This is a genomic window from Rhodococcus sp. ENV425 (assembly GCF_002887785.1).
Taxonomy (GTDB): Bacteria; Actinomycetota; Actinomycetes; order Mycobacteriales; family Mycobacteriaceae; genus Rhodococcus; species Rhodococcus aetherivorans.
Window position 1 is genome coordinate 41,532 of record NZ_PCZU01000120.1, and the last position, 10,862, is coordinate 52,393.

Sequence of the window (10,862 nt, forward strand, 5' to 3'; positions counted from 1 at the left end):
GGGGCCGTGCCGTCGGCACGATCGGGGCCGGCGCGACCACCGTCGGAGGGACTCACGGGCTTTTCCGCACGGCCAAAAATGTGATATCACTTTAATATCGCATTGCAATGACCGGGAAGGGAGTCACCGCCATGTCCGCCACCCCCTCCGTAACCATCGAGCGGCCCGGACGATCCGCGAGCGGCTGGTCCGTCCTCGCGATCGCGCTCGCCGTGGACGTCGTGGCAGCGGCGCTCGCCGTGTTCGGCGCGGTGAACCACAACGTCGCGCTCGTCGTGGCCGGCGCGGTGCTGCTCGTCCCCGCCACCGTGGCGCTCGCCGGCCTGGTCCTCGTCGAACCCAACGAGGCCCGCGTGCTGCAGCTGCTCGGCAGCTCGTACTCGGGCACCCTCCGGCAGGACGGGCTGCGCTGGATGAACCCGCTCAACACCCGGCGCAAGATCTCCACCCGCATCCGCAACCACGAGACCGGGATCGCCAAGGTCAACGACGCCGACGGCAACCCCATCGAGATCTCCGCCGTCATCGTGTGGCAGGTCGAGGACACCGCCCGGGCCGTGTTCGACGTCGACGACTTCGAGGAGTTCGTCGCCGTGCAGACCGAGGCGGCCGTCCGCCACATTGCCGGCAGCTACCCGTACGACGCGGGCCCGGAGACGTTGTCGCTGCGGCAGAACGCCGCCGAGATCACCTCGAGGCTCTCCGCGGAAGTCGACGAGCGGGTCGGATCCGCCGGCGTGCGGGTCGTCGAATCCCGGATCAACCGGCTCGCGTACGCGCCCGAGATCGCGCAGGCCATGCTGCGCCGCCAGCAGGCGGGTGCCGTCATCGCCGCGCGCGAGCAGATCGTCAGGGGTGCGGTCGGCATGGTCGGAACCGCCCTCGAACAGCTCGAGAAGGAGCACACCATCGAGCTCGACGAGGAGCGCAGGGCCGCGATGGTGAGCAATCTGCTGGTGGTCCTGTGTGGTGACCAGAGCGCGCAACCGGTGCTCAACACCGGATCGCTCTACGCCTGAGGGCTCGTCGACGCCATGGCGGAACGCAAGAAGCTCCTGCTTCGGCTCGACCCGGCGGTCCACGACGCGCTCGCGCGGTGGGCCGCCGACGAGTTGCGCAGCACCAACGCGCAGATCGAGTTCCTGCTCCGGCGCGCGCTGAGCGAGGCGGGACGCATGCCGTGCGACGCCGGGCGCATCCGCAAGCCCGGCCGGCCGCGCGCGGACGAGGGCTGACGCGGAGCGACGTCGCGCCCGTGCGCGGCGGGTGCGATGATGCGTGCCGGCGACGAAAGGTGAAGCACACATGATGGGGATCAGCCGCGACGGCGACGTGGTCACGCTCGAACTGCGGCGCGAGGAGCGCCGCAACGCGCTCAACACCGAGCTGTGCGTCCAGGTCCGGGAGGGACTCGAGGAGGCGCTCGACGGGGGTGCGCGTGCGGTCGTGATCACCGGCCGGGGCTCGAGCTTCTGCGCCGGCGCCGACCTGTCGGGGGACGTCTACGCGGAGGGATTCCTCGACAGCCTGGGCGAGATGCTGCGTGCCATCCAGGAGGCGCCCGTGCCGGTGATCGCCGCGATCAACGGCCCCGCCATCGGCGCGGGCACCCAGCTCGCTCTCGCCGCGGACCTGCGGGTCGTCGCGCCGGGTGCTCGCTTTGCGATTCCCGCGGCGCGCCTTGGTATCTCGGTGGACCGGTGGACGGTACGACGGCTGGCCTCCCTGCTCGGCGGCGGCCCGTCGCGGGCCGTGCTGCTCGCCGCCGAGCCGGTCGACGCCCACGAGGCCGTGGACCGCGGCCTGGCCAACCGGATCGGCGACCTCGTCGCCGCGCAGTCCTGGGCACACGAGATCGCCAAGCTCGCACCGCTGTCGCTGCACGCGATGAAGCTGTTCCTCAACGACGACGGCACCCGCGACGAGCCGTCGCCCGAGCAGACGGCCGCGCTGGCCGCGGCGTGGCTCAGCGAGGACGTCCAGGAGGCCCGGCTCGCCCGCGCGGAACGCCGGGAGCCGGTCTTCCGCGGCCGCTGAGCGCGCCCGCGCCCCTCTACAGTGGTGGGGTGAGCGTCAAGCAGACCGCCTCGTCCGCCCTCGCCGGCGCCGGCTTGCTGTGGGTGGCGCGCGCCGCCCGCGGCGTCCCCGGCTCGATCGGCGCGACTCCGGCGGACATCCGCCCGTACGCCGCCGGCTCACCCCGGTATCGGAACGGCCGGTTCCACAACTCGGAGCCGAGCAGCACGGTGCTGCCCGAGGCCGGCGGCAGCCTCGTCAAGGACATGCTCACCCGACGGTCTTCCGGCACGCCGCGCGACGCGGTGCCGCTCGCGCCGCAGCTCGCGCCGGTGCAGGCCGCGGAACTGGCGGTCACCTGGTACGGGCACTCGAGCGTCCTCCTCGAGATCGACGGCCACCGGATCCTCGCCGACCCGGTGTGGAGCGAGCGGGTCTCGCCGTCGCCGGCCGTGGGTCCGGCCCGGTTGCACCCGTCGCCGGTCGAACTGGCGGAACTGCCGCCGATCGACGCCGTCGTGATTTCCCACGACCACTACGACCACCTGGACCGCGAGACCGTGGAGGCGCTCGCGGCCACGCAGCGCGAGGCCCGGTTCCTGGTGCCGCTCGGCGTGGGCGCGCACCTGCGCCGGTGGCGGATCCCGGCCGACCGGATCGTCGAGCTGGACTGGGACCAGCACACCGAGGTGGGCGCGCTCACCGTCACGTGCACCGAGGCGCGGCACTTCTCCGGACGCGGCCTGATCCGCAACATCACACTGTGGTCGTCGTGGGTGATCGCGGGGCCGACGCGAACCGCGTTCTTCGGCGGCGACAGCGGCTACACGCCCCGGTTCGCCGGCATCGGGGACCGCTACGGCCCGTTCGATCTGACGTTGCTGCCGGTGGGGGCGTACGACCCGCGGTGGCCCGACGTGCACATGAACCCGGAGGAGGCGGTGCGCACCCACCTCGATCTCGGGGGCGGCGACCACCCCGGCCTGCTCGTCCCCGTGCACTGGGGCACCTTCAACCTGGCGTTCCACGCGTGGTCGGAGCCGATCGCGCGGCTCCTGCCCGCCGCTCGGGAGGAGGGGGTGCCCACGGCCGTGCCGATGCCGGGGCAGCGGGTCGACGCACTGCGGCCGGGCTCGCAGGATCCGTGGTGGGTTCCGCTCGGCTGACCCCGGGCCGGTAGGGGGTTTCCGGGCCGCCGCAGCGGGTATCCCGCCGTCCGTCGGGGAGCGTCGGAGGGAGGGCGGGGCCATCGTCGAATCGTTGCTCTTCGGGATCATCGCCTCGAGTGCGCTGGTGCTCGGTGCCCTGGTGGGCGGATGGGTGGAGATCCCCAAACGCGTTCTCGCGGCGATGCTGGCGTTCGCCGCCGGCGCGCTCATCACCGCCCTGTCGTTCGAGTTGTTCGAGGATTCGTACGAGAAGGGCGGCATCTGGCGCGCGGCGATCGGACTCGTCGTCGGCGCGCTCGTGTTCACCGTGCTCAGCGCGTGGCTGGACCGGGTGGCCGAGGGCCGGCGGGAGAAGGACCACGGCAGCGAGAAACTCGACGTCGACGCGGCCGCCGAGGAAACCGCGCCGTCGTCGTCCTCGGTGAGCGGGGCGGCCGGGCTGGCGCTGCTGGCGGCGGTCACGCTCGACGGGGTGCCCGAGAACGTGGCGCTCGGTGTGTCCCTGGGGGAGGGCACCGGCGGCCTCGCCCTGCTGGTCGCGATCTTCGTGTCCAACTTCCCGGAGTCGCTCGTCGGCAGCGCCTCCATGCGCGCTCAGGGCCGGTCCCGGGGGTACATCCTCGGGATGTGGGTCGCGTGCGCCACGCTGCTGACCGTCGCCGTCGTCGTCGGGGCCGGGCCGCTCGCGGTGACCCCGCCGGAGACGATCTCCCTGCCGTTGGCGTTCGCGGCGGGCGCGGTGCTGGCGTCGCTGGCCGACACGCTCATGCCGGAGGCCTACGAGAAGGGCGGTCCCACGGTCGCGCTGAGCACCGCCGCGGGATTCGTGCTGTCGTTCGTCCTCGCGACGCTGTGAGCGGTGTCAGCGCGTCGTAGCGGCACGCTTGCGTTCGACGAGCGCCCGCGTGACGAGGAAGGCGATCGCCACACTCGCGACGGTACGCACCAGGCGGTTGACGTCCACCGCCGGCTGCCACGACAGCTTGCCGCCGCTGATGACGTACGCGCCCACCGGGCGAGCCCCGACGCCGAAGCCGCCGCCCTCGCCGTTCTCCCCGTCGGGCGAGTACCCCCCGCCTCCGCCGGCACCGCCGGAGACCACGGCCGCGGTGATGACCGTCAGGCCGTCCTTCTCGACCGGCTCCGAGTACACGCGCTTGACCGTGACCGTGTCGCGTGCCTTGGCCATCAGGTCCTCGAGATTCATGTCCGCCCCCTGTCGTCGTGGATTCGACTCCGGCCGGTTCGCCGGCCCGTGCCCATTCTCGGCCGCGGGCCGCCGCCGGGGAAGTGTCCTAGGTCCCTGCGACGGCGAAGGCGCGACGGCTGTGCCGGACGAGTTCGCGCAGGGCCGGAGCGTCCGTATCGGACCAGATCAGCGACAGCACCGCGGGCCCGGTGGCGTCGTCCAGGGTGAGCCCGCACAACCGGCCCTCGAAGTGCGCGGTCATCGAGCGGCTGAGGATCGCCACGCCCAGCCCGCGGAGGGCGAGGTCGGCGACGGTGTCCGGGGAACTGGCCTGCAGGGCGATGTCGGGGCGCAGGCCGGCGGCGGCACACGCCCGGTCGAACACGGTCCGGATCCCGGTGCCCTCGGGCATGGACACGACGGGGTGCGCGCACACGTCCGCGAGCGTGAGGCGGGCGCGGCCGGTCAGCGGGTGACCGGGCGGCACGGCCGCGACGATCGGTTCGCTGACGAGGGTGAGCGCCTCGAGGCCCGGGGGCGGGCTGCCGGCGGAGCCGACGAGGGCGAGGTCCACGGTGGCGCAGCGGACCCGCTCGACGAGCCGGTCGGAGGCGTCCTCGACGAGGGTGATCTCGACCCCCGGGTGCGCGCGGTGGAACGCGGCGAGTGCGTCGAACAACCCGGTGACGGTGCAGGCGGTGACCATGCCGACCACCAGCTGTCCGCGGATCAGTGCCGTCACCTCCTCGACCGCCTGCCGGGCGGCCGCGGCGGACGCCAGCGCGGCCCGGGCGTGCGGCAGTGCCGCCTCACCGGCCGTGGTCAGGGTGGCGGTGCGGGTGGAGCGGTCGAACAGGGCGGCGCCGAGGTCGTGCTCGAGCCGGCGGACCTGGGCGCTGATCCCGGACTGGCTGATGTGGACGCGGTGGGCGGCCCGGGTGAAGTTCGCCTCCTCGGCCACCGCGACGAAGTACTCGAGCTGCCGCAGTTCCATAACCCCGGATTCTAGTTCCGATCAGAACAATCTGTTGGACTTCTGACTCTGCGGGTCGGAGGCTGGTGGTGTCCCGCTTCCGTTCCTGGAGAGGATGACCGTGTCCGACGCAGAGAAGGCTTGGCAGCCAGAGGATCTCACCCGCCTGTTCGTCGAGCGCTCCAACGCCGGCGACGCGGCGGGTGTCGCCGCACTGTACGAGGAGGACGCCGTGATGGCCTACCCGCCGGGCGGTCGCACGGTGGGCCGCGAGGCCATCCGCCGCTTGTGGGAGCAGGTGCTGGAACACGCGCCCCACTTCGAACCCGAGCCGCCGCTGCCGACACTGATCAGCGGCGACCTCGCGCTGACCGCCACCCCGCCGAAGGACGGCGCCGGCGCCCGGGCCCAGGTGGCCCGCCGCCAGCCTGACGGCAGCTGGCTGCGCGTGCTCGACCAGCCCGAGTTCGTCCGCCCGGACAGCTGAGCCCGGCGCGAGGCGTCACGGCACGGCGGCGGAGCGCAGCGGGTGGCTTAGCCTGATTCCCATGGCAGCAGAGGAGCCCACCGCCGTCGCCGACCAGGCGGCCGCGCCCCCGACCGACGCGCGGCACATCGAGCTGGGCCTGACCACCGAGCAGGTCGCCGAACGCGTGGCCCGGGGCGCCACCAACGACGTGCCGGACCGGGCGTCGCGGTCGGTCGGCGAGATCGTCCGCGCCAACGTCTTCACCCGCATCAACGCGATCCTGGCCGTCCTGCTGGCCATCGTCCTGGCCACCGGCTCGATCATCGACGGCATGTTCGGCCTGCTGATCATCCTCAACAGCGCCGTCGGAATCGTGCAGGAGATCCGCGCGAAGTGGACCCTCGACAGGCTCGCGATCGTCAGCCAGGCCAAGCCTCTCGTGCGCCGGGACGGAGTGGTGGCCGAGCTCCCGCCGCGCGAGGTGGTGCTCGACGACATCATCGAACTCGGCCCCGGCGACCAGGCGGTGGTGGACGGGTTCGTCGTCGAGGCCGAGGGGCTCGAACTCGACGAGTCGCTGCTCACCGGCGAGGCCGATCCTGTGCACAAGGAGCTCGGCGCACACGTCCTCTCGGGCAGCTTCGTCGCGGCGGGCAGCGGCGCCTACCGGGCCACGAAGGTCGGCCGTGACGCGTACGCAGCCCGGCTCGCCGAGGAAGCCAGCAAGTTCACGCTCGTGCACTCGGAACTGCGCGCCGGCATCGACAAGATCCTGAAATTCATCACCTACCTGATGATCCCGGCGGGCCTGCTCATCATCTACAACCAGCTGTTCTCGAGCGGCGAGGCGCTCGGCCCGGCACTCAGCGGCATGGTCGCCGCGCTCGTTCCGATGGTCCCCGAGGGCCTGGTGCTGATGACGTCGATCGCGTTCGCGGTGGGCGTGATCCGTCTCGGTCGCCGGCAGTGCCTCGTGCAGGAACTGCCGGCCATCGAGGGCCTCGCCCGCGTCGACGTGGTCTGCGCCGACAAGACCGGCACGCTCACCGAGAACGGCATGCGCCTGGCGAACGTCGTGTGCGTCGACGGCAGCGACGAGACGGCCGCCCGTGCCGCGCTCGCGGCGATGGCCGCCGACGACCCGCGTCCCAACGCCAGCGTCCTCGCCGTCCGCGAGGCGATGCCGGACGACCCCGGCTGGGGAGAGGCCACCGCCGTCGCCCCGTTCTCGTCGGCGAAGAAGTGGAGCGGCCAGTCGTACGGCGACCACGGCGACTGGGTGCTCGGCGCACCGGACGTGCTGCTCGATCCCGGCTCGGAGGCGGCCCGGCGCGCCGAGGCGCTCGGGGCGCAGGGGCTGCGGGTGCTGCTGCTCGGCCGGTGCGACCGTCCCGTCGACGACCCGCACGCCCCCGGCACGGTCACCGCGCAGGCCCTCGTCGTGCTCGAGCAGCGGGTCCGGCCCGACGCCAAGCCGACCCTCGAGTACTTCGCGAGCCAGCAGGTCGAGGTCAAGGTCATCTCCGGCGACAACGCCGTGTCGGTCGGCGCGGTCGCGACGTCGCTCGGCCTGCCGCACGCCGATCACCCCGTCGATGCCCGCACCCTGCCGGAGGACCGCGACCGGCTCGCCGACACCCTCGACTCGGCCACCACCTTCGGTCGCGTGCGGCCCGACCAGAAACGGGCGATGGTCGGAGCCCTCCAGTCGCGCGGGCACACCGTCGCCATGACCGGCGACGGGGTCAACGACGTGCTGGCGCTCAAGGACGCCGACATCGGGGTCGCGATGGGCTCCGGCAGCCCGGCTACCCGTGCGGTCGCGCAGATCGTGTTGCTGGACAACAAGTTCGCCACCCTGCCCTACGTCGTCGCCGAGGGCCGGCGGGTGATCGGCAACATCGAGCGGGTCTCGAACCTGTTCCTCACCAAGACCGTGTACTCCGTACTGCTGGCGTTCCTCGTGGGGCTCTCGGGCGCGTTGTCCCAGGTGTTCGGCTACGAGCCGATGCCGTATCCGTTCCTGCCGCGGCACGTGACGATCGCGGCGTGGTTCACCATCGGAGTCCCCGCGTTCATCCTGTCGCTCGCCCCCAACAACGAGCGGGCCCGCTCCGGCTTCGTGTCGCGGGTGATGCGCCTGGCGATCCCGTCGGGGGTGATCATCGGGATCAGCACGTACGTCTGCTACATCCTGGTGTACGCCGGGCCCGAGCAGACCGAGGCGCAGAAGATGCAGGCCGGCACCGCGGCGCTGATCACCTTGATCATGATCGCGCTGTGGGTGCTCGCCGTGGTGGCGCGGCCGTACGTGATGTGGAAACTGGTGCTGCTGGCCGGTTCGGTGCTCGGGTACCTGGTCCTGTTCGCCTTCCCCATCGCCCGCGAGTTCTTCGCCCTCGACATCTCCAACGTCGGCGCAATGGTCACGGCGTTCACGTGCGGGGCGATCGGCGTGGTCCTCGTGGAGGTCTCGTGGTGGGTGACCGGGCGAGTCCACGGTGAGCACCGCCGGCTGTTCGCCGCCAGTGAGGACCTGTTGCCGGGCGTGCACTGACGGGGACGAGGCCACTGCGCCGGCCCGGCCGGGGACGGGGACACTGCGCCGCCGCGGCAGGTTTGGGAACCGGCCCGCGGTGGCACGCTGAGGCATCGATCCCTCGAACGGAAGGAGCGGCAGATGGGTTTGAAGGATTCGATCAAGGGCCTGGTCGACAAGGGCAGGGCGTACCCGGAGAAGAACCCCGACAAGGCCGGCGGGTTCGTCGACAAGGCAGGCGACGCCGCCGATGCCCGGACGGGCGGCAAGTACGCCCAGCACGTGGACAAGGTGCAGGACGCCGCGAAGAAGCACCTCGGTACCGCGGACCATCCCGTTCCCGGTGCGACTCCGGGTCCCGCGGGACGGCCCGGCCCGGAGTCCGATCCCGGCCCGCAGGCGCAGCCGGGCCCGCGCAGCCCGTAGCAGTGGAGGTCTTCGGCGGGAGGTCCCGACAGGGATCTCCCGCTCTGCGTCCACCGGTGGCACGCTGGTGACGATCCGACCATTGCACAGAGAAGGGATGGACCCGATGCGATTCATGGATTCGCTCAAGGGCCTGGTCGACAAGGGCAAGGACTATGCCCGGAAGAACCCGGACACGGTGAACAACGCCATCGACAAGGCCGGCGATCTCGCCCGGACGAAGGGGCCCCGAAAGTACTCCCGGCACGTCGGCAAGGCGCAGGAAGCGGTGAAGAAGACCCTCGGCACCGAAGGTCGCGGACCGGGTCCGGCTGCCGGACCCGGCCCGGCTCCCGGACCCGACCCCCGATAGCGCGGCGTCGGACCCGGCCCCACGTCCGGTCGCGACCTGCTGTGGCAGGCTTGGCCCGCTCGATCATTCGGACGAAAGGACGCGACGTGGGTTTCATGGATTCGGTCAAGGGGCTGGTCGACAAGGGCAAGGAGTTCGCGGCGCAGAACCCCGACAAGGTCGACGAGGCGATCGAGAAGGCCGGTGATCTCGCGGACCGCAAGACCGGCGGAAAGTACGCCGAGCAGGTCGACAAGGCGCAGGACGCGGCGAAGAAGGCCCTCGGCGCCGGATAGGCCGGCGCCGCCGATCGGCCCGTGCTGCCGAGGGGGAGCGGGGCGGGCACGCCGGTGCCGTCCACCCTTCGTTGAACGGTCGATCGGTCTTGTTAAGGTGGCTGGTGCCTTCCGCCGGGATCGACGCAGATCCCGGCGGGCCGCCCAGGGGGAGTCGGCGGTGTGTCGGTCGGGGGTTGTCGAGGGGATGTACGTCGGATGCCTCGGGCCGAGGTGTCTCGTCGGAATCCGCCTCGCGAGAAAGGTGAGTGAGTGGCCAAGCAAGCCCGCGCCGCAGTGACCCGGCAGCAGATCGTGCGCGCCGCCGCCGCGATGTTCGACGAACGAGGGTTCCACGGCGCCAGCTTCGCCGACATTCTCCGCGACACGGGACTGTCCAAGGGGGCGGTGTACTTCCATTTCGCGTCGAAGATCGACCTCGCCGGCGCCATCGTCGCCGAGCAGCACCGCCGCTCGATCGCGCTCGTCGATGCGATCGCCGGCACCGAGGCGTCGACCCTCGAACAGATCGTGATGCTGTGCCACGGCATCGGCCGGCAGATGATCGAGGACCCCGTCGTGCGCGCTGGGATCCGGCTCACCCTCGAACTCGGCAGTCTCGACAAGCCCGCCGGGCCGTACCTGGACTGGATCACGGCCTGCGAGGCGTTCGGCCGTCGTGCCGTCGAGGAAGGCGACCTGGATGCCCACCTCGATCCGTCGATGCTGGCGCACTTCGTGATCTCCGCGTTCACGGGCGTGCAGCTCCTGTCCGACGTCCTCGCCGGGCGCGTCGACCTCGAGGAGCGGATCGACCAGATGTGGACGCTGCTGCTGCCCGGCATCATGCCGACCTCCCGCCACGACGCGATCGAGACGGTGCGCGGGGCGCGCTGGTCGCTACCTCTCGGCGGCGACCTGCTTCCCGTGTCGGCTACGTGAGCAACTGCGCGTAGTCGTCGCGGCGCTCGGCCGGGAGGAGCGTGTTCAGCACGAAGCGGGTCTGGAGCCGGATGTACTCGTCGAGCGTGTAGATCGCCCCGAAGTGCCAGTGCTTGAGCGCCCAGCCGTGCGCCAGCAGCATGATGTCGAAGACCATCAGGTCGACGTCGACCGGGTTCATCACGCCCGCCTCGATCCCCGCGTCGAGCGCGGCGCGCAGCGGCGCCGAGGACTCCACCTCGAGTTCCTTGATCCGGGCGCGTCCGGCGTCGTCGAGGGTGCGGCTCTCCCGGTAGGTGAGCACCGTGGCGTGGAGGTTCTCGTCCACGATCTCGATGTAGCGGCGCATCCCGGCGGCGAGCCGCTCGACGGGGTCGTCGCCGACGGCGTCCATGGCCGGTTCGAGCTGGTCGCGGAAGGCGTCGAGGATCGCGAGGATGGTCGCGAGGAGGACGTCCTCCTTGCCACCGAAGTACTTGTAGATCAGCCCCACGCTCACCCCGGCCTCGTCGGCCAGCGCCTGCATGGACATC

General features: G+C 71.6%; 14 protein-coding genes. 11 read left to right on the forward strand and 3 right to left on the reverse strand.

Translation table 11 applies throughout. From position 1 onward, the window contains the following. Window positions 1-131: 131 nt before the first annotated feature. The 5 genes from CQZ88_RS09435 to CQZ88_RS09455 all read left to right on the forward strand — a co-directional run bounded on the left by CQZ88_RS09435 (window position 132) and on the right by CQZ88_RS09455 (window position 4,041). Window positions 132-1,019 (forward strand): SPFH domain-containing protein, encoded by an 888-nt coding sequence (locus CQZ88_RS09435; RefSeq protein WP_006941097.1) that lies wholly within the window; start codon window positions 132-134, stop codon window positions 1,017-1,019. Window positions 1,020-1,034: 15 nt separating this feature from the next. Next, entirely contained in the window at window positions 1,035-1,235 is a 201-nt protein-coding gene (locus CQZ88_RS09440; RefSeq protein ID WP_006941096.1) for a hypothetical protein, read from the forward strand. Window positions 1,236-1,305: 70 nt separating this feature from the next. Further along, on the forward strand, window positions 1,306-2,037 hold the full coding sequence (locus tag CQZ88_RS09445) for an enoyl-CoA hydratase (RefSeq protein WP_029541887.1): 732 nt from the start codon (window positions 1,306-1,308) through the stop codon (window positions 2,035-2,037). A gap of 29 nt (window positions 2,038-2,066) precedes the next feature. Next, window positions 2,067-3,182 (forward strand): MBL fold metallo-hydrolase, encoded by a 1,116-nt coding sequence (locus tag CQZ88_RS09450; RefSeq protein WP_006941094.1) that lies wholly within the window; start codon window positions 2,067-2,069, stop codon window positions 3,180-3,182. 94 nt (window positions 3,183-3,276) lie between these two features. Next, entirely contained in the window at window positions 3,277-4,041 is a 765-nt protein-coding gene (locus CQZ88_RS09455) for a ZIP family metal transporter (RefSeq protein WP_006941093.1), read from the forward strand. A 6-nt stretch (window positions 4,042-4,047) separates the two neighbouring features. Here CQZ88_RS09455 and CQZ88_RS09460 read toward each other — a convergent pair whose 3' ends face one another. Continuing rightward, window positions 4,048-4,392 (reverse strand): hypothetical protein, encoded by a 345-nt coding sequence (locus CQZ88_RS09460; RefSeq protein WP_006941091.1) that lies wholly within the window; start codon window positions 4,390-4,392, stop codon window positions 4,048-4,050. Between the two features lie 88 nt (window positions 4,393-4,480). Then, on the reverse strand, window positions 4,481-5,368 hold the full coding sequence (locus CQZ88_RS09465; protein ID WP_006941090.1) for a LysR family transcriptional regulator: 888 nt from the start codon (window positions 5,366-5,368) through the stop codon (window positions 4,481-4,483). Between the two features lie 100 nt (window positions 5,369-5,468). On the opposite strand from CQZ88_RS09465, the gene CQZ88_RS09470 reads away from it, so the two are divergent. The 6 genes from CQZ88_RS09470 (at window position 5,469) to CQZ88_RS09495 (ending at window position 10,329) form a co-directional block, all read left to right on the forward strand. Next, window positions 5,469-5,834, forward strand: coding sequence for a nuclear transport factor 2 family protein (locus CQZ88_RS09470; protein WP_006941088.1), 366 nt, complete (start codon window positions 5,469-5,471; stop codon window positions 5,832-5,834). 61 nt (window positions 5,835-5,895) lie between these two features. Further along, window positions 5,896-8,373 (forward strand): HAD-IC family P-type ATPase, encoded by a 2,478-nt coding sequence (locus tag CQZ88_RS09475; RefSeq protein ID WP_006941084.1) that lies wholly within the window; start codon window positions 5,896-5,898, stop codon window positions 8,371-8,373. A gap of 123 nt (window positions 8,374-8,496) precedes the next feature. Next, window positions 8,497-8,781 (forward strand): antitoxin, encoded by a 285-nt coding sequence (locus CQZ88_RS09480; RefSeq protein ID WP_006941083.1) that lies wholly within the window; start codon window positions 8,497-8,499, stop codon window positions 8,779-8,781. Between the two features lie 97 nt (window positions 8,782-8,878). Next, complete coding sequence (locus CQZ88_RS09485) at window positions 8,879-9,133, forward strand: antitoxin (RefSeq protein WP_258008526.1); 255 nt, start codon at window positions 8,879-8,881, stop codon at window positions 9,131-9,133. Window positions 9,134-9,219: 86 nt separating this feature from the next. After that, window positions 9,220-9,408, forward strand: a complete 189-nt coding sequence (locus CQZ88_RS09490) for an antitoxin (protein WP_006941081.1) — start codon at window positions 9,220-9,222, stop codon at window positions 9,406-9,408. 252 nt (window positions 9,409-9,660) lie between these two features. Continuing rightward, a complete protein-coding gene (locus tag CQZ88_RS09495) occupies window positions 9,661-10,329 on the forward strand; it encodes a ScbR family autoregulator-binding transcription factor (RefSeq protein WP_006941080.1) in 669 nt (222 codons plus the stop codon). On the opposite strand, the gene CQZ88_RS09500 is transcribed toward CQZ88_RS09495, so the two are convergent. After that, window positions 10,322-10,862, reverse strand: a 541-nt coding sequence (locus CQZ88_RS09500; protein ID WP_258008527.1) for a TetR/AcrR family transcriptional regulator, incomplete at its 5' end; no start/stop codon positions are given. The two genes, CQZ88_RS09495 and CQZ88_RS09500, sit on opposite strands and share 8 nt — an antisense overlap.

What these genes read in the sequence shown, in the direction of transcription:
- CQZ88_RS09435 (WP_006941097.1), top strand. Translation starts at nt 132, where the DNA reads ATGTCCGCCACCCCCTCCGTAACCATCGAGCGGCCCGGACGATCCGCG.
- CQZ88_RS09440 (WP_006941096.1), top strand. Translation starts at nt 1,035, where the DNA reads ATGGCGGAACGCAAGAAGCTCCTGCTTCGGCTCGACCCGGCGGTCCAC.
- CQZ88_RS09445 (WP_029541887.1), top strand. Translation starts at nt 1,306, where the DNA reads ATGATGGGGATCAGCCGCGACGGCGACGTGGTCACGCTCGAACTGCGG.
- CQZ88_RS09460 (WP_006941091.1), bottom strand. Translation starts at nt 4,392, where the DNA reads ATGAATCTCGAGGACCTGATGGCCAAGGCACGCGACACGGTCACGGTC.
- CQZ88_RS09465 (WP_006941090.1), bottom strand. Translation starts at nt 5,368, where the DNA reads ATGGAACTGCGGCAGCTCGAGTACTTCGTCGCGGTGGCCGAGGAGGCG.
- CQZ88_RS09475 (WP_006941084.1), top strand. Translation starts at nt 5,896, where the DNA reads ATGGCAGCAGAGGAGCCCACCGCCGTCGCCGACCAGGCGGCCGCGCCC.
- CQZ88_RS09480 (WP_006941083.1), top strand. Translation starts at nt 8,497, where the DNA reads ATGGGTTTGAAGGATTCGATCAAGGGCCTGGTCGACAAGGGCAGGGCG.
- CQZ88_RS09485 (WP_258008526.1), top strand. Translation starts at nt 8,879, where the DNA reads ATGGACCCGATGCGATTCATGGATTCGCTCAAGGGCCTGGTCGACAAG.